Below are 20,546 nucleotides of genomic sequence, written 5' to 3'. Positions count from 1 at the left end.
CAGGTTCCGGTGCGGGCGTTGTTCGAGGCGTCGACGGTGTCGGCGTTGGCGGCGCGGGTGGAGCAGGAGTCGGGTCGTGGTGGCCGGGTTCCGCTCGAGGCGCGGTCGCGCCCGGCGCGGGTGCCGTTGTCGCCTGCGCAGCAGCGGATGTGGTTCTTGAATCGGTTCGATCCGGAATCGACGGCGTACAACATTCCGTTTGCGTTGCGGTTGACCGGCGAACTCGACGCCGCAGCGCTGCAGTCCGCAGTCGCCGACCTGGTGGCGCGGCACGAAACGCTGCGCACCGAGTATCCCGAGACCGGCGACGGTCCCGTGCAGAGGATCCTCCCCGCTTCCCAGATGTCCGTCGATCTCACTCCGATGAACATCGACGCGGGAGACCTCGAGACGCGCCTTCGGGCGATCGCCGCGACGACCTTCGACGTGACGGCCGAAGTGCCGATGCTCATGCAGCTGCTGCGAGTGGCCGACGACGAGCATGTGCTCGTGGTCGTGGTGCACCACATCAGCGCAGACGGCTCGTCGATGGTTCCGCTCGTGCGCGACCTCGTCACCGCCTACGCGGCGCACACCTCCGGTACCGATCCGGTGTGGCCGCGGCTGCAGGTGCAGTACGCCGACTACGCGCTGTGGCAGCGTGAGGTGCTCGGCTCCGAGGACGACACGGAATCGATTGCGGCACAGCAACTCGGATACTGGCGCGAGGCGCTCGCCGATCTGCCCGACCAGCTGGATCTGCCGCTCGACCGTCCGCGGCCGGCGCAACAGACCTTCCGCGGTGATCGCGTCGAGTTCGTCATCGGCTCCGATGTCCACGCCGGGCTCCGAGACCTCGCCCGTAGCCACAATGCAACCGTGTTCATGGCGGTGCACGCGGCCTTCGCGGCGCTGCTCGCGCGACTGTCCGGAACCTCGGACATCGCGGTGGGCACCCCGATCGCGGGCCGAAACGAGCAGGCCGTCGAAGACATCATCGGCATGTTCGTCAACACCCTCGTGCTCCGGCTCGACGTATCCGCAGAGGCCACGTTCGCCGATCTGCTCGCAGCGGCTCGCGAGACGGATCTGCAGGCATTCGCTCACGCCGACGTGCCGTTCGAACGACTCGTCGAGGTGCTCAACCCGGCGCGTTCGACGGCCCGCCATCCGCTGTTCCAGGTCGGTTTCTCGTTCCAGAACCAGGCCGGAACCGAACTGCAACTGCCCGGACTCGAGGTGTCTCCGCTCGATCTCGAAGGTGGAACCGCCCAGTTCGACCTGCACCTGATCGTCGCCGACCGCTACGACGACGACGGTGCACCCGCCGGTATCGACGCGATCCTCACGTACGCCACCGATCTGTTCGACGACGACACCGCCCGCGGTGTCGCTGCGAGGTTCGAACAGCTTCTCGGTGCCGTCCTGCAGGCCCCCACAGTGCCGGTCGGTGATCATGCGGTGCTGCTCCCCGGCGAGCGCGACGACGTGCTCACCACGTGGAACGACACCGATCACGACGTCGACGGGACGCGCACGCTCGTCGACCTGTTCGACGAGCAGGTCGAACGCGACGGCGACGCGGTGGCGCTCGTGTACGAGGGCGCACAGTGGACGTACGCGGAATTCGATACGGCCGTCAACCGTCTCGCCCGGCACCTGATCGGGCTCGGCGTCGGGCCGGAGAACCGCGTCGCACTCGCCGTTCGCCGCTCACCCGAGTTGCTGATCGGCATGTATGCGATCGCCAAGGCCGGCGCCGCCTACGTGCCCGTCGACCCGGACCAGCCGTCGGAACGCAACGAGTACATCCTCGGTACCGCTGCACCCGCGGCGGTGATCACCACGACGGCCGACAGGATCGAGTATCCCGGTGTGGCCGAGGTCGTGCTCGACGATCTCGACCTGTCGAATCTGTCCGACGCGCCGATCACCGACCGCGACCGCACGGCCCCGCTGCGCGCACACAACACCGCCTACGTGATCTTCACGTCGGGGTCGACCGGTCGGCCCAAGGGCGTCGCGGTACCGCATGCTGCGATCGTCAACCAGCTCGAGTGGAAACGCGCCGCGTTCGACCTCGGACCGGACGACGCGGTGCTGCTCAAGACCATCGCCACGTTCGACCTGTCGGTGTGGGAGTTCTGGTCTGCCCTGACCTCGGGGGCGCGTCTTGTCGTCGCAACCGCCGACGGTCACCGTGACCCCGACCACCTGCTGACCCTGCTGCGTGAGCAGCACGTGACGACCCTGCACACCGTGCCGTCGATGCTGTCGATGCTCATGACCGTCGCGAACGGTGAAGTGTCGCAGTTGTTGCGGCGGGTGCTCGCCATCGGCGAGGCACTGCCGGCGCCGGTCGCACAGCAGTTCCGCGCGTCGAACAGTGCGGCCCTGTTCAACCTGTACGGCCCGACCGAAGCCGCCGTGTCCGTCACCGTCCACGAGGTGGGCGACGACGACACCGCCGCTGTCCCCATCGGTGTGCCCGAGTGGAACACCGCTGTGTACGTGCTCGACGGTCGCCTGCGGCCGGTCCCGCCGGGCGTGGCCGGCGAGCTGTACCTCGCGGGCGCCCAGCTCGCCCGCGGTTACCACGACCGCGCCGACCTCACCGCGGACCGATTCGTCGCCGACCCGTTCGGCCGCGGGCGGATGTACCGCACCGGCGACATCGTGCGCTGGAACCGTGAAGGCCACCTCGAATACCTCGAGCGCGCCGACTTCCAGGTCAAGGTTCGCGGTTACCGCATCGAACTCGGCGAGATCGAAGCGGTCCTGCGCGAGCGCGACACGGTGCGCGACGTCGCGGTACTCGTCCGCAGCGACGCCCACGTCGGTGACCGCCTCGTCGCGTACGTCGTACCGTCGGGCGAGGATGTCGACATCGACACGCTCAGAGTGCAGCTCGGCGAACGGTTGCCGTCGTACATGGTGCCGTCGGCGTTCGTCGTCCTCGACGCCCTGCCGCTCAACACCAACGGCAAGCTCGATCGGGCGGCACTGCCCGAACCGGAACTCGACGCGGGCACCTTCCGGGCACCCACAACTCCGGTCGAGGAGATCGTCGCGGCGACCGTGGCGGAACTGCTCGGCATCGAACGGGTCGGTCTCGACGACGACTTCTTCGAACTGGGCGGCAACTCGTTGCTCGCGACGCAGCTGTCGGCCCGACTCGGTGCGGCACTCGACACCCGTGTCGCGGTGCGCACCGTGTTCGAGGCATCGACGATCGTGGCACTCGCGGCGCACATCCAGCCGTCAGTCGGACGCGGTGCCCGTGCTGCGCTCGTGGCGGGCCTCCGACCCGATCGGATTCCGCTGTCGCTGGCACAGCAGCGCATGTGGACCCTCAACCAGGTCGATCCGGATTCCGGTGTCTACAACATCCCGGTCGCGGTGCGGCTCACCGGTGCCCTCGACACGGACGCGCTCCGTGCTGCGGTCGCCGACGTCGTCGCCCGGCACGAGGTGCTGCGCACGGTGTACCCCGACACCGAGGACGGTCCGATCCAGGTCGTGCTGCCCGTTGCGGAGGCAACGTCCGATCTCGAAGCAATCGAGGTGTCCGCCGCCGACCTCGTCGGACGGCTGACCGAGGTGCTCGGCACCGGGTTCGACGTCACCGCACAGATCCCGCCGGTGCGGGTCGCACTGTTCCGGGTCGCCGATACCACCGAGCATGTGCTCGCCGATACCACCGAGCATGTGCTCGCAGTTGTCGCCCACCACATCAGCGCCGACGGCTATTCGATGCGCCCACTGATCCGCGACGTGATGGTCGCGTACCTGGCGCGTGTCGAAGGTACGACGCCGGACTGGGCCCCGCTGGACGTTCAGTACGCCGACTACACGCTGTGGCAGTCGTCGGTGCTCGGTGACGCCGCCGATCCGGACAGCGAACTGGCACGCCAGCTCGCCTACTGGACCGACGAGCTCGCCGGAGTACCCGAAATGCTCGCGCTGCCCACCGATCGGCCGCGCCCGGCGCGACAGTCGACCAACGGTGAATCCGTCGTGTTCGGGCTCGGTGAGTCGCTCGCCCAGCGGGTCGAGAAGACCGCGCGTGATCAGGGCGTCACCGTATTCATGGTGATGCACGCCGCGTTCGCGGTGCTGCTGTCGCGACTGTCCGGATCCGAGGACATCACGGTGGGCACCCCGACCGCCGGCCGCGGGGAAGAGGCACTCGACGACCTCGTGGGCATGTTCGTCAACACCCTCGTGCTGCGCACCCGGGTCGCGGGAGGCTCGACGTTCTCCGACCTGCTCGGGCAGGCGAAGGAGAAGGACCTGGCGGCATTCGGCAACGCCGATGTCCCGTTCGAGCGACTCGTGGATTCGCTGGGGGTGCGCCGCACGAGCGCGCACACCCCGCTGTTCCAGGTGATGCTCACCTTCCAGAACATCGACACCGGCACACTCGAACTTCCGGGGCTGGCGGTCCAGCCGCTCGAGACCGGTGCGGACCAGGCGAAGTTCGATCTGCAGTGCACCGTCGTCGAACGGTTCTCCGCTGCCGGCCTCCTCGACGAGATGGACGTGACCTTCACCTACGCGACCGCGCTGTTCGATCGCAGCACGATCGAGGTGTTCATCGAACGGTTCCTCCGCGTCCTCGACGCCGTGACCGATGATCCGCAGGTCGTGCTGCGCTCCATCGATCTGCGAAGCGAGGACGAACGCGCGCGAGCAGCTCGACCACGGAAGGCTCGCACCGTGGCGGACCTGCCGGACCTCGCCGCCCGTGCGGCCGCGGTCGCCCCCGATGCCGTCGCGTTCGATCACGGCGACCGCGACGTCACATTCGGAGAGTTCGCGCAGCGTCTGGAGACGATGGCATCGACGACGGGCGGCGCACTCACTGCGGAGGCCTTGGTGTCGGTCGTGCTCAACGGGCTCGTCCCGGGAATGCTGCCTCAACTGGGTGCCGATGGCTTCGCTCAACTGATCCGCAACGTGATCGCCGCCGCCGAAGCCGTCGCGGACGGGGATTAGTCCGCTGCGGGTTGGTTCGGGATAATGGAGGATCGACTGTCGTTCGAACACCGGGGGCCGTACCGTCGCCGGTGGTATCGGGCTGCGGCGCGTGCGGGGATACGCCGGACGTAAGCAATTTCAGGAGGATGACGTACATGACGGGTGGTATGGCGGGCAAGCCGGCACTGACAATCGAGGACCTTCCTCGGTTGCTCGCCGCAGTTGTGGACATCGAGCCCGACCGCATCGCTCTCTCCGACGGTGACACGCACCTCACGTACGCCCGGTTGCAGGAGGAGATCACCACTCTCGACGCCGCGATGGGTGGCGTTCTCGGCTTCGACGCACTCCTTCCCGTCGTACTGTCCAACGTCGCACCCGGCCTGCTCGGCGGCGATGGCCTCCCCGCGGTCGTCGACACCCTGCTCACCGACTCGTCCGAGGTGCTCGGAGACGAGGCTCTCGTCCCCGCGACCGCGGACCCGAATACCCTCGTCGCCCGCTTCGACGCGCAGGTCGCGGCTACCCCCGACAGCACCGCACTCGAATTCGAGGGGGAGACCCTCACCTACCGCGAGTTCGACGCACGCGTCAACCGCCTCGCACGTCACCTCATCGGGCTCGGCGTCGGACCGGACGCGCGAGTCGGCCTCTCGATCCGCCGTTCCTTGGACCTGCTCATCGGCATGTACGCCATCGTCAAGGCCGGCGGCGCGTACGTCCCCCTGGATCCGGATCATCCCGCCGACCGCAGCGAGTACGTGCTCGACACGGCCGAACCGGTCGCGGTGGTCACCACCGAACGTGACGCCGTCGATCTGCCCGGTACCGTGCCGGTCGTGGCGATCGACACCGTCGATGTGTCGGGATACGCCGACGACCCGATCGGCGAGGACGAGCGCACCGGTCCACTGACCGCCGCTCACCTCGCCTACGTCATTTTCACCTCGGGTTCGACCGGCCGCCCGAAGGGCGTCGCAGTGGAGCACCGAGCCATCACCGCGAATATCGCATGGCGTCAGTCCGAATATGCGATGCGCGCCGACGACGTCGTGCTGCAGAAGACGCCGTTCACGTTCGACGTGTCGGTGTGGGAGTTCTTCTGGCCCCTGCAGGTGGGCGCGACCCTGACCATTGCGGTCCCCGACGGGCACCGCGACCCCGCCTACCTCGCCCGGACGATGATCGACCGGGGAGTGACCATCGCGCACTTCGTGCCGTCGATGCTCGCGGTCTACCTCGCCGAACCCACCGCCGCAGCGGTGAGCACCCTGCGCTACGTCTTCGCGTCCGGTGAAGCCCTGCCTCCGCAGACGGTTGCCCGCTTCTACGAGATCAGCTCCGCCGGTCTGCACAACCTCTACGGCCCGACCGAGGCGGCCGTGGACGTCACCTACTTCGCGACCGCCGCAGGCAACACCGTCGTCCCGATCGGTGAGGCGGTGGCCGATACCGGACTGTACGTGCTCGACGAAGGACTGAGGCCCGTCCCCGCCGGTGTCGAGGGAGAGCTGTATCTCGCCGGCGTCCAGCTCGCGCGCGGTTACCTGCGGCGCCCCGACCTCACGTCCGACCGGTTCGTCGCCGACCCCTTCGGTGAACCCGGCGACCGGATGTACCGCACCGGCGACCTCGTCGAACTCGACGACGCCGGCCGCCTCGTGTACATCGGCCGCACCGACTTCCAGGTCAAACTGCGCGGCCTGCGCATCGAACTCGGCGAGATCGAGTCTGCGCTGCTCGATCATCCGGGTGTGCGGCAGTCCGTCGTGGTCGTGCATTCCGATCCCGGACTCGGCGATCATCTCGTGGCCTATCTCGTCACCGACGGCAGGCAGATCGAGCGGACGGAGCTGGCCGACGCTGTGCGTCACCGGCTGCCCGACTACATGGTGCCGTCGCTGTTCGTCGAGATGGACGAATTCCCGATCGGCGCAAGCGGCAAGCTCGATCGCAGGGCACTCCCCGAGCCCGACTTCAGTTCTCTCGCACGCGAATACCGGGCGCCGAGCACACCCACGGAACACGCCGTTGTCGCGGCGTTCGAGCAGGTGCTCGGGGTGGAGCAGTTCGGTGTCGACGATGATTTCTTCGAGCTCGGTGGTAACTCGCTGAGTGCGACCCGCGTGGTGGCGCGCATCAATGCCGACCACAAGGTCCGCATCGACGTCCGCGAATTCTTCGACGCGCCCACCGCGGCCGAACTGTCGTCCCTCATCGACACGGCGATAGCCGCCGGGGGTGACGGGCGTGCGCCGCTGGTGGCTCAGGTTCGTCCGGAGCGGGTGCCGTTGTCGTTGGCGCAGCAGCGGATGTGGTTCCTCAACAGGTTCGAGCCGGATTCCGCGGTGAACAACATTCCGGTGGCGATCCGGTTGTCGGGGTCGTTGGATGTGGCGGCGTTGCAGGCTGCGGTGTCGGATGTGCTGGGTCGGCACGAGTCGTTGCGTACGGTGTATCCGGATGTCGATGGTGTCGGCTATCAGCGGGTGTTGCCGGTGTCCGAGGTCGCTCCCGATCTGTTGCCCGTCGAGGTCGACCGGTCGGATGTCGTCGAGGAGATCACCGCGCTCGTATCGGCGGGATTCGACGTCACCTCGTCGGTGCCGGTCCGAGTGCAGTTGCTCGAGCTGTCCGACACCGAACACGTCCTCGTCCTGGTGTTGCATCACATTGCGGCCGACGGCTTCTCGATGGGTCCGTTGACGCGCGACGTCGTCACGGCCTACGCATCCCGTGCTGCGGGCAGTGTGCCTGCGTGGGAGCCGTTGCCGGTGCAGTACGCGGATTATTCGCTGTGGCAGCGGGAGGTGCTGGGTTCGGAGGACGATCCGGACTCGGTGATCTCGTCGCAGGTGGCGTTCTGGCGCGATGCGCTGGCGGGGATCCCGGAGCAGCTGGATCTACCATCCGACCGTCCTCGACCGTCGGTGGAGTCGTACCGCGGTGCGGCACAGCAGTTCACGATCGGATCCGACCTCCGTGCACACGTCGCCGACCTGGCGCGTCGCACCGGAACCACCGACTTCATGGTCGTGCATGCGGCGTTGTCGGTGTTGCTGGCACGGTTGGCGGGTACCGACGACGTGGCGATCGGTACTCCGGTTGCGGGTCGTGGTGAGGCTGCGCTCGACGATGTGATCGGCATGTTCGTCAACACGTTGGTGTTGCGGACCCGTGTCGACGGCGGTGAGTCGTTCGACGAGGTGCTTTCTCGGGTTCGTGGCGGTGATCTGGATGCGTTCGGGCATGCGGATGTGCCGTTCGAGCGTCTTGTGGAGGTGCTGAATCCGGAGCGTTCGACGGCGCGTCATCCGTTGTTCCAGGTGATGCTCGCGTTCCAGAACCTCGACTCCGACTCGCTCGAACTCCCGGAGCTCACCGTGTCGGCGCTCGAGACCGACGCCGCGGTAGCCAAATTCGACCTGCAGGTCACCGTGTCGGACAACGCCGCCGAGGGCTACCTCGTCGACCTGACCTATGCGACCGACCTGTTCGATGCATCGACCATGACGACCTTCGCCGATCGTTTCGTGCGGGTGCTCGAGACGGTAGTCGCGGACCGGCAGGTGCGAGTCGGTGATATCGATCTGCTCGATGCCGATGAGCGGTCTCTGGTGCTCGAGCGGTGGAACGATACTGCGCACGAGGTCGAGTCGTCGTTGACGTTGGTCGCTCTGTTCGAGGCGCAGGTGCGTCGGACGCCGGATGCGGTGGCGCTCGAGTTCGAGGGGCAGTCGCTGACGTATGCGGAGTTCGATTCTCGTGTGAATCGGGTTGCGCGTCATTTGATTTCGGTGGGTGTGGGGCCGGAGTCGACGGTGGGTCTGGCGGTGCGTCGTTCGTTGGATCTGTTGGTCGGGATGTACGCGATCGTCAAGGCCGGTGGTGCGTATGTGCCGGTGGATCCGGATCAGCCTGCGGATCGCAATGGATACATTCTGGCCACCGCTGCGCCCGTTGTGGTGGTGACGACTGCTCGTGACGGGTTCGTTGTCGAGGGCGTGTCGGTCCCGGTGATCGAGTTGGATTCCCTCGACGTGTCGGGATTCTCCGATGCGTCGGTGACTGATGTGGATCGTGTGTCGCCGTTGCGGTCGTCGAATGCGGCGTATGTGTTGTTCACGTCCGGGTCGACGGGTCGGCCGAAGGGCGTCGCGGTCTCGCATGCCTCCGCGGTCAACCAGGTGCTGTGGCTGACTTCCGAATACGACCTCGGCCCGGCCGACGTCGTCCTGCAGAAGACGCCGTTCACGTTCGACGTGTCGGTGTGGGAACTGTTCGGTGCGCCGGCCGTCGGCGCCCGCCTCGTGATCGCCACCCCTGACGGCCACCGCGACCCCGCCTACCTCGGATCCGTGATCCGTGATCGGGCAGTGACGGCGACTTCGTTCGTGCCGTCGATGCTCGCGGTGTTCGCCGGTGCCGTCTCCGCCGAGGAATGTGTCTCCCTCCGCCTCGTCCTCGTGGCAGGTGAAGCCTTCCCCGTGTCGATCGCCGAGCAGTTCGCGCGCGTCAGCGATGCGGAACTGCACAACCTGTACGGACCCACAGAGGCGACCGTGCACGCCACCGCGAGGCCCGTGGGAGCCCTCACCGCAGGATCCGTGCCGATGGGCTCGCCGGTGTGGAACACCGGCGCCTACGTCCTCGACGAGCGCCTCGCACCCGTCCCCACAGGTGTAGTGGGTGAGCTGTATCTGTCGGGCATCCAGGTTGCTCGCGGTTACTTCGGACGGCCGGAGCTGACGGCCGAGCGCTTCGTGGCCTCGCCGTTCGAGACGGGCGCGCGCGTCTACCGGACCGGTGACCTCGTCCGGTGGACACCCGCCGGTGAACTCGAATATTTGGGCCGCAGCGACTTCCAGGTCAAACTCCGCGGTCTGCGCGTCGAACTCGGCGAGGTCGAGTCGGCGCTCCTCGAACACGCGCACGTGACCCACGCAGCAGTCGAGGTGCGGCACGAGCAACTCGTCGCGTATGTCGTTCCCGCTCAGGGAGACACGTTCGACAGGTCGGCCGTACACGAGGCCCTGTCCTCGGCGTTGCCCGCATACATGGTCCCGACGACCTTCGTGGTGCTCGATGCCATGCCGTTCGGTAGTTCCGGCAAGATCGACCGCAAGGCACTCCCCGAGCCCGCATTCGAAAGCCGCAGGTTCCGCGCTCCCACGACCCCGATCGAAGAGATCGTCGCGGGGGTGTTCGCGGCCGTGCTCGATATCGACCGCGTGGGCCTCGACGACGACTTCTTCGCACTCGGTGGTAACTCACTGATCGCCACCCAGGTGGTGGCCCGCCTCGGCGCGGCACTGGGAACCACCGTGCCGGTTCGCGCATTGTTCGAAGCGTCCGGTGTCGAAGACCTGGCGGCCCGCGTCGAGCAGGCCGGGGGTGACGGGCGTGCGCCGCTGGTGGCTCAGGTTCGTCCGGAGCGGGTGCCGTTGTCGTTGGCGCAGCAGCGGATGTGGTTCCTCAACAGGTTCGAGCCGGATTCCGCGGTGAACAACATTCCGGTGGCGATCCGGTTGTCGGGGTCGTTGGATGTGGCGGCGTTGCAGGCTGCGGTGTCGGATGTGCTGGGTCGGCACGAGTCGTTGCGTACGGTGTATCCGGATGTCGATGGTGTCGGCTATCAGCGGGTGTTACCGGTGTCCGAGGTCGCTCCCGATCTGTCGCCGGTGACGATCGCGGAGTCCGACCTGGTGACGCAGGTGCCCTTGTTGATCTCGGCGGGCTTCGACGTGTCGGAGACAGCACCGTTCAGGGCCCGACTGTTCGAGCTCTCTCCGTCCGAGCACGTACTGGTCCTGGTAGTGCATCACATTGCGGCCGACGGCTTTTCGATGGGTCCGTTGACGCGCGACGTCGTCACGGCCTACGCATCGCGGGCTGCGGGCGAGTCGCCCGCGTGGGAGCCGTTGCCGGTGCAGTACGCGGATTACGCGCTGTGGCAGCGGGAGGTGCTGGGTTCGGAGGACGATCCGGACTCGGTGATCTCGGCGCAGGTGGCGTTCTGGCGCGACGCGCTGGCAGGGATCCCGGAGCAGCTGGATCTGCCGGCGGACCGCCCGCGTCCCGGTGTTGCCACCAACGGTGGTGCCCAGTACGAGTTCACCGTCGACACACGCATCCACGACGGAATCCTGCGGCTCGCCCGTGAGCGCGCCGCGACACCGTTCATGGTGGTGCATGCTGCGTTGTCGGTGTTGCTTTCTCGGTTGGCGGGTACCGACGATGTGGCGATCGGTACTCCGGTTGCGGGTCGTGGTGAGGCTGCGCTCGACGATGTGGTGGGCATGTTCGTCAACACGTTGGTGTTGCGGACCCGTGTCGACGGCGGTGAGTCGTTCGACGAGGTGCTGTCTCGGGTTCGCGGCGGTGATCTGGATGCGTTCGGGCATGCGGATGTGCCGTTCGAGCGTCTTGTGGAGGTGCTGAATCCGGAGCGTTCGACCGCGCGTCATCCGTTGTTCCAGGTGATGCTCTCGTTCCAGAACCTCGCGGCCGACAGCGTCGAACTCCCGGCGCTCGCAGTGTCGGGTGTCGACATCGACACCACCACAGCCAAATTCGATCTTCAGTTCGTCGTCACCGAGACCGCCGAATCTGAGCGCACAGCCTACCGTGTGGGCCTGACCTACGCGACCGACCTGTTCGACGAATCGACCATCACCGGTTTCGCCGACCGGTTCGTGCGGGTCCTCGACGCCGTGGTCACCGATTCATCTGTTGCGGTCGGCGACGCCGACCTGCTCGACGCCGACGAGCGCACGCGGATGGTCGAGGAGTGGAACGACACCGACCGGGCGTCGGACACCTCGTCGACCCTGGTCGATCTGTTCGAGGCCCAGGTGCTCCGCGCGCCGGACGCGGTCGCACTCGAGTTCGAGGGCGAGTCGCTGACCTACGCGCAGTTCGCCGACCGCGTCCATCGTCTCGCGCGCCATCTGATCGGGCTCGGTGTGGGTCCGGAAACCCATGTGGGGCTGGCAATTCGGCGCTCGATCGACCTGCTGGTCGGCATGTACGCGATCGTCGAGGCCGGTGGTGCATATGTGCCACTCGACCCCGATCAGCCCGCCGACCGCAATGCCTACATCCTCGAGACCGCAGCGCCCGTCGTGGTGCTGACCGCCGAGCGCGACGGTGTCGAAGTCTCGGGGCAGATGAGCTCTGTCCCCGTCTTGTCGATCGATGCGGTCGATCTCTCGGCGGAGGCGTCCGGGCCGCTCGTGGATTCGGAACGTACCGCGTCGTTGCGGGCATCCGATACCGCCTACGTGATCTTCACGTCAGGGTCGACCGGCCGCCCGAAGGGTGTGGCCGTCACCCACGAGGCCATTGTGAACCGCCTGCGCTGGATGCAGGGCGAATACGACCTCACACCCGCCGATGTGGTGTTCCAGAAAACTCCGTTCACATTCGATGTGTCGGTGTGGGAGTTCTTCTGGCCCTTGCAGATCGGCGCACGTCTGCTCATTGCAGTACCCGACGGCCATCGCGATCCGCGATACCTGGTGACGACGATGCGTGAGAAGTCGGTGTCGGTGGCGCACTTCGTGCCGTCGATGCTCGCGGTGTTCGCGGCCGAACCGGCGGTGGCGGAACTGTCGGAGCTGCGGTATCTCTTCGCGTCCGGTGAGGCGCTTCCGGCCGCGCTCGCCGCCCGGGTCCGGGCGGCACTGCCCACCGTGGGGATCCACAACCTGTACGGCCCCACCGAGGCCGCCGTCGACGTGACGTACCACGAGGTGACCGATGCGGACGCCGTGGCGGTGCCGATCGGTGCCCCCGTGTGGAACACGAAGGTGTTCGTCCTCGACGACCGACTGCGGCCTGCTCCGCTGGGCGTCGCAGGTGAGCTGTATCTGTCGGGCGTCCAATTGGCCCGCGGCTACGTCCGCCGCGCCGACCTCACTTCCGAGCGGTTCGTCGCTTCGCCGTTCGGACCGGGGCAACGGCTGTACCGTACGGGCGACCTCGTCAGGTGGCAGGTCGACGGCGAACTCGAGTACATCGGCCGCACCGATTTCCAGGTCAAGCTGCGCGGTCTGCGCATCGAACTCGGTGAGATCGAGTCGGCGCTACTCGAACGGGACGACGTCGACCAGGCGGTCGTGCTGGTCCGTCAGGATCAGCTCGTCGCGTATGTCGTGCCAGCCTCCGGGCACACCTTCGACGATGGCGCGGTCGGCCGGGAACTGTCGTCGCTCCTACCCGCATACATGGTGCCCGCGACGTACATCGTGCTCGATGCTCTGCCGCTCGGTGCGTCCGGCAAGCTGGACCGCAAGGCCCTTCCGGACCCGGTGTTCGAGGTCAAGAAGTTCAGGGCGCCCACGACGGCGATCGAAGAGATCGTCGCAAGCGTGTTCGCCGAGGTGCTCGGTCTCGATCGCGTCGGCCTCGATGACGACTTCTTCGGTCTCGGCGGCAACTCGCTCATCGCGACGCAAGTTGTGTCGCGGATCGGTGCGGCACTCGACTCGACGGTGCCGCTGCGTCTGCTGTTCGAGGCATCCTCGGTGGACTCTTTCGCAGCTCGATTGGAGCACGGCGCGGCTGCCGGCCCCCGACGCCCGCTGGTGGCGGACGATCGCCCCGCACAGATCCCGTTGTCGCCGGCGCAGCGACGCTACTGGTTCCTCAACCAGTTCGATCCCGCATCGTCGGCGGTCGACAACATTCCGATCGCGGTGCGCCTCGTCGGCGACCTCGACGTCGCGGCGCTCCAGGCCGCTGCGCGCGATGTGATCGCCCGGCACGAATCGCTGCGTACGGTATATCCGGACTCGGCGGACGGTCCGCATCAGGTTGTGCTCCCGTTGGATCAGGTGGAGCCGGATCTCGCGATCCAGGACGTGAGCGACGAGGAGATCGAGCCCGCGATCATCTCGTTCATGTCCACCACATTCGATGTGACGCAACAAGTGCCGCTTGCCGTCCGTATTTTCCGGGTGCGCGAGGACGAACATATCCTGGCGCTCGTGGTTCACCACGTGTCGGCTGACGGAGCGTCGGTCGGTCCGCTGACTCGCGATCTCATGCGCGCATACGCAGCCCGCTCACAGGGGGAGGCTCCCGGGTGGGAGCCGCTGCCGGTGCAGTACGCGGACTACGCGCTGTGGCAGCGTGAGATTCTCGGTTCGGAAGGCGATCTCGAGTCGCTCGCAGCGAAGCAGGTCGACCACTGGAAGGGCGCGCTGGACGGCTTGCCCGACCAGCTCGATCTGCCCCCGGACCGGCCGCGTCCGCCGAGCCAGAGTTTCCGCGGTGAATCCCTGCAGTTCACTATCGATCCCGAACTTCACGGCCGTCTGCAGAGCCTTGCGCGATCCAAGAATGCCACCCTGTTCATGGTGGTCAACGCTGCCTTCGCGACCCTGCTGGCGCGCTTGTCCGGAACGGACGACATCGCGATCGGTACGCCGATCGCCGGCCGCGGTGAGCGCGAACTCGACGATCTGATCGGCATGTTCGTCAACACGCTGGTGTTCCGCACCCGAGTGGACGGCAGTACGAGCTTCGCCGAACTCCTCGAACAGACCCGCGAGAGCAACCTCGGTGCATTCGCGAACGCTGATGTCCCGTTCGAGCGTCTCGTCGAGGTTCTCAATCCGGTCCGTTCCACGGCGCGTAACCCGTTGTTCCAGGTGGGGCTGTCCTTCCAGAACCTGGCCCGCACCGAACTCGAGCTGCCCGGACTCACGGTCAGCTCGACCGACTTCGAACTCCAGCTCGCCAAGACCGATCTGCAGCTCACCGTCTTCGATCACTACGACGACGACGGCGCTCCTGACCGGATCGACGCCACCTTCACTTACGCGACGGATTTGTTCGACGAGTCCACGGTCGCGGGCTTCGCCCACCGCTTCGTGCGAGTCCTCGAGGGGATCGTCGAGGATCCTTCCCTTCCCGTCGGCGACATCGAACTGCTGGATCCGGCCGAGAAGACGCGGGTACTCGAGGCGTGGAACGATACCGCGCACGAGGTCTCCTTCTCCTCGACGCTGGTGGACCTGTTCGACGAGCAGGTTCGGAGCAATCCGGACGCTACTGCGCTGGCGTTCGAGGACAGGACCCTGACCTACGGAGAGTTCGACGCTCGCGTCAACCGTCTGGCCCGGTATCTCATCGGTCTGGGTGTGAGGCCGGAGTCGACGGTCGTGCTGACGATGCGTCGGTCGGTAGAACTGCTGGTGGGCATGTATGCCGTGGCGAAGGCCGGTGGCGCCTATGTGCCGGTGGATCCGACTCAGCCGGACGAGCGCAACGCCCACATTCTCGACACGGCCGCTCCGGTCGCGGTACTCACGACCACCCGCGACGGGCTTGTGGGGACGGGGGACAGCTCTGTCTCCACCATCGAAATCGATGTCCTCGATCTATCCGGGTTCTCCGCCGAGCCGGTGGTCGACGCGGATCGCGGTGCGCCGCTGCATTCGTCGAACACGGCGTATGTGATCTTCACGTCGGGTTCGACGGGCAGGCCGAAGGGCGTGGCCGTGCCGCACTCCGCGGCAGTGAACCAGATGTTGTGGAAGCGCGAGTACTTCGGTCTCGGCGCCGACGATGCGTTGCTGCTCAAGACCGCAGCGACGTTCGACCTGTCCGTGTGGGAGTTCTGGTCGGCGCTCGTCTCCGGTGGTCGTGTGGTGATCGCATCGCCGGACGGGCATCGTGATCCGGCGTATCTGAATGCGCTGATCGCGGAGCAGGGCGTGACGACGTTGCATGTGGTGCCGTCGATGCTCGAGGCGTTGCTCGTCGAATCGTCGGGCGTGTTGTCGTCGTCGTTGCGTCGGGTGTTGGCGATCGGTGAGGCGTTGCCGCCGTCGACGGCGCAGCGGTTCGTGGCGTCGAACGAGGCGCGGTTGGTGAACCTGTACGGACCGACCGAGGCTGCGGTGTCGGTGACTGCAGGTGAGGTGGTCGAGCCGTCGGGTGCGTCGGTGTCGATCGGTGTGCCCGAGTGGAATACCCGGGTCTATGTTCTCGACGAGCGTTTGCATCCGGTGCCTGCAGGTGTCGCGGGTGAGTTGTATCTGGCGGGTGTGCAGTTGGCGCGGGGCTATCACGGTCGGGTGGATCTGACCGCGGAGCGTTTCGTCGCGTCGCCCTTCGCGGCGGGGGAGCGGCTGTACCGCACGGGTGATCTCGTCAGGTTCACCGCTGACGGCGAATTGGATTACTTGGGGCGCACGGACTTCCAGGTGAAGGTGCGTGGTTTCCGGATCGAGCTCGGTGAGATCGAGTCGGCGCTGCGTGGCGTGGACGGTGTCCGTGACGTGGCTGTTGTTGTTCGGGAGGACGAGCGGACCGGTGCGCAGTTGGTGGCGTACGTGGTTGCGGCGCCCGATGTCGACATCGATGTGGCGTCGGTGAAGGCGGGGTTGGCGGCGGGGTTGCCCTCGTACATGGTGCCGTCGGCGTTCGTAGTGCTCGAGGCGTTGCCGTTGAATGTGAACGGCAAGTTGGATCGCAACGCGTTGCCGGATCCGGTGTTCGAAGCTCGCGAGTTCCGTGCGCCGGTATCGCCGGTGGAAGAGTCGGTGGCGGCGGTGTTCGCCGAGGTTCTCGGGGCCGACCGGGTGGGTCTGGATGACGACTTCTTCGAACTCGGCGGCAACTCTCTGCTCGCAACCCAGGTAGCGTCGCGGTTGAGCTTCGCGCTCGGCACGAAGATCCCTGTGCGTGCCTTGTTCGAAACACCGACGGTCGAGGCGCTCGCTACGACGGTCGAGTCGCAGGACACCGAGACCCGTGTGCCGCTCGAGGCCGGTCACCGGCCCGAACAGGTGCCACTCTCGCCTGCACAGCAACGCATGTGGTTCCTCAACCGCTTCGACACCGACACTGCTGCCTACAACGTGCCGATGGCTATCCGGTTGAGCGGCGATCTCGACGTCGATGCACTGCAGGCCGCGGTCGCGGACGTCGTCACGCGCCACGAATCTCTGCGCACCTACTACCCGGAGACCGCCGACGGTCCTGTTCAAGTGATAGTCCCGGCCACCGATGTCACACCGGACCTCACCCCGGTCCGCGTAGCCGAGCACGACATCATCGATGCCGTGATCGCCGTGGGAGCCACCACGTTCGACGTCACTGATGAGGTGCCGCTCGCCGCGAAGCTCTTCCACGTCGGCGATTCGGATTACGTGTTGGCGTTCGTCGTACACCACATCTCCGCGGACGGCTCGTCGATGGGACCGCTCACCCGCGACCTCATGCAGGCGTATGTGTCACGTTCCGAAGGCGGCGTCCCCACGTGGGAGGCACTTCCGGTGCAGTACGCGGACTACGCCGTGTGGCAGCGGACGGTGCTCGGCTCGGAGGATGATCCCGACTCGATCGCGTCCAAGCAGGTCGGCTACTGGAAGCAGGCTCTCGCGGGACTTCCGGACCAGCTGGATCTTCCGACCGATCGCCCGCGCCCCGCAGCGCAGTCGTTCCACGGCGCACGGGTCGACTTCACGGTCGACGCCGATCTACATCAGCGACTGACCGATCTCGGACGGCAGACCAACACGACGCTGTTCATGGTGCTGCACACCGCGTTCGCGGTGTTTCTCGCGCGTATGTCGGCGAGCAACGACATCGCGATCGGCACACCGATCGCCGGCCGTGCCGAGCGCGAGCTCGACGACCTGATCGGCATGTTCGCCAACACCCTGGTGTTCCGTACTCGGGTCGACAGGGGTGTGGGCTTCGCCGAGCTCCTCGAGCAGACACGCGAGACGGATCTCGGTGCGTTCGCGAACGCGGACGTCCCGTTCGAGCGCCTGGTCGAGGTGCTCAACCCGGCTCGGTCGACCGCGCGGCACCCGCTGTTCCAGGTGGGCCTGTCGCTCCAGAACCTCGCGCAGTCGTCGCTCGAACTGCCCGGGCTGACGATCTCGGGGATCGACGCCGATATGGCGATTTCGCAGTTCGATCTGCACCTGATCGTCACCGATCGATACGACGCCGACGGGCGCGCAGCCGGCATCACCGGTTTCTTCACCTACGCGACCGATCTGTTCGACGAGTCGACGGTGGCAGGCTTCACCGAGAGGCTCGTCCGGGTCCTCGCCACTGTGGTCGCCGACGCGACGTTGCCGGTCGGCGACGTGCCGCTGCTCGACCCGGTCGAGAAGACCCGAGTACTCGAAGCGTGGAACGACACCGCGCACGAGCTCGACGGTGCGGTCACACTCGTCGATCTGTTCGATGAGCAGGTGCGAAGCAATTCGGATGCCGTCGCGTTGGTGTCCGAAGACGGATCGCTGACATACGGCGAGTTCGATTCCCGAATCAACCGTCTTGCCCGGAAGCTTGTCTCGATGGGCGTCGAACCCGAGGCGACCGTGGTCCTGGCCATGCGTCGTTCGGTCGAGTTGCTCGTGGGCATGTATGCCGTGACGAAGGCCGGTGGCATCTACGTGCCGGTTGATCCGGATCAGCCGGACGAGCGCAACGCGTACATCTTCGAGTCGGCTGCGCCCGCGGTGGTGCTGACGACCGAACGCGACGAGTTCGTCATGCCGGGGACCGGGGCCGGAGCGGGGGCCGGGGCGAGCGAAGCGACGGGGGATGGAGCCGGGGCGAGCGAAGCGACGGGTCACTCTGTTCCCACCGTCCTGGTGGATGTTGCGGATCTGTCCGAGTTCTCGGCAGAGCCGATGACGGATGCCGATAGGCGTGCACCTTTGCGGTCGTCGAACACCGCGTACGTGATCTTCACGTCGGGTTCGACCGGCCGGCCCAAGGGTGTGGCCGTGCCGCACGCGGCGATCGTCAACCAGATGCTGTGGAAGCGCGACCATTTCGCGCTCGGTGCCGACGACGCGGTGCTACTCAAGACCGTTGCAACGTTCGACCTGTCGGTGTGGGAATTCTGGTCGGCGCTGGTGTCCGGTGGTTGTGTGGTGATCGCCTCGCGGGATGGTCACCGTGATCCCGCGTATCTGAACCGTCTGATGGACGAGCACGGTGTGACCACGTTGCATGTCGTGCCATCGATGCTCGAAGCGTTGATGATCGACGGTAGCGGCCGCTTGCCGACGTCGTTGCGCCGTATTCTCGCCATCGGTGAGGCGTTGCCGGTGTCGACTGCGGAACGCGTCGCGGAGCACAACACTGCCCGGCTTGTGAACCTGTACGGGCCGACCGAAGCTGCGGTGTCGGTGACCGCGGGTGAGGTGGTCGAACCATCCGGCGCATCGGTTCCGATCGGCGGACCCGAATGGAACACCCGGGTCTACGTCCTCGACGAACGCTTGAATCCCGTCCCGACGGGTGTCCCGGGTGAGTTGTATCTGGCGGGCGTCCAGTTGGCCCGGGGCTACTACGGTCGCGTCGATCTGACCGCGGAGCGTTTCGTTGCCTCGCCGTTCGGGTCGGGGGAGCGGTTGTACCGCACCGGCGATCTTGTGAAGTGGACGGCGCAGGGAGAGTTGGATTACCTGTTGCGTACCGACTTCCAGGTGAAGGTGCGTGGCTTCCGGATCGAGCTCGGTGAGATAGAGACGGCTCTGCGGGAGCAGCGCGAGGTGCGTGAGGCCGCGGTCATCGCACGTGAGGACGAGCGCACGGGCGCGCAGTTGGTCGCGTACGTGGTCCCGGAGTCGGGCGTCCGACTGGACATGACCGACGTCAGGACAGCACTCGGCGAACGTGTTCCGTCGTACATGGTGCCGTCGGCGTTCGTGGTGCTCGAGGCGTTGCCGTTGAATGTGAACGGCAAGTTGGATCGTAAGGCGTTGCCGGATCCGGTGTTCGAGGCCCGCGAATTCCGGGCACCGCGCACTCCGGTCGAGGAGATCGTCGCCGGTGTCTTTGCCGACGTCCTGGGTGTCGCCCGAATCGGTGTCGACGACGACTTCTTCGAACTCGGTGGCAACTCCCTGCTCGCGACGCAGGTGGTCTCCCGAATCGGTGCAGCACTCGGTACACGGGTGCCGGTCCGGATCGTGTTCGAGTCTCCGAATGTCGCTGCACTCGCGGTTGCCGCCGAGCAGCACGTGGACACCGGTGTGAGAGCACCGCTCGTACCGCAACAGCGCCCCGATCGGGTGCCGCTGTCGCTCGCGCAGCAGCGCATGTGGTTCCTCAACCGCTTCGACTCGGGCTCGGCGGTCGACAACATTCCCGTCGCCGTGCGTCTGGCGGGTGAACTCGATGTGGCCGCCCTGCAGACCGCGGTACAGGACGTGCTGGCACGCCACGAGGTGCTGCGCACGACCTACCCCGAGGTCGACGGTCAGCCGTACCAGCTGGTCGTCCCCGCGGCCGACGCTGCACCCGAAGTCGTCGCCGAAGTCGTCGCGGAGGCCGAGCTGCCCGCGCGAGTCCGCGAGGTGGTGTCGGAGGGGTTCGACGTCACCTCCGAGATTCCGTTGCGTGTTGCGCTGTTCGCGTTGTCGGGCAACGAGGGGGAAAGTGTTGCCGACCACGTGCTCGTGTTCGTGGCGCACCACATCAGTGCTGACGGCTGGTCGATGGCGCCGCTCACGCGTGATGTGATGACCGCCTACATGTCCCGCGTGGCCGATACGGCTCCGGGCTGGGCGCCGCTGCCCGTGCAGTACGCGGACTTCGCG

2 protein-coding genes (1 of these 2 running past the window's edge) are annotated in these 20,546 nt (G+C 66.6%); both read left to right on the top strand.

The window, feature by feature from the left end; genetic code table 11:
- The coding region (locus ACFWCF_RS25035; protein ID WP_378567479.1) for an amino acid adenylation domain-containing protein at positions 1-4,977 on the top strand (4,977 nt) is incomplete at its 5' end.
- Between the two features lie 137 nt (positions 4,978-5,114).
- Positions 5,115-20,546: the 5' portion of a non-ribosomal peptide synthase/polyketide synthase gene (locus ACFWCF_RS25030; RefSeq protein WP_378567476.1), read on the top strand. 14,238 nt of this gene lie beyond the right edge of the window; the window shows 15,432 of its 29,670 coding nt (coding positions 1-15,432); it begins with the start codon at positions 5,115-5,117; the stop codon falls past the right edge of the window.

Source organism: Rhodococcus sp. NPDC060090 (assembly GCF_042729855.1).
Classification (GTDB): domain Bacteria; phylum Actinomycetota; class Actinomycetes; order Mycobacteriales; family Mycobacteriaceae; genus Rhodococcus.
Note: the sequence above shows the minus strand (reverse complement) of the source record. Positions and strands in the feature narration are given on the sequence as shown.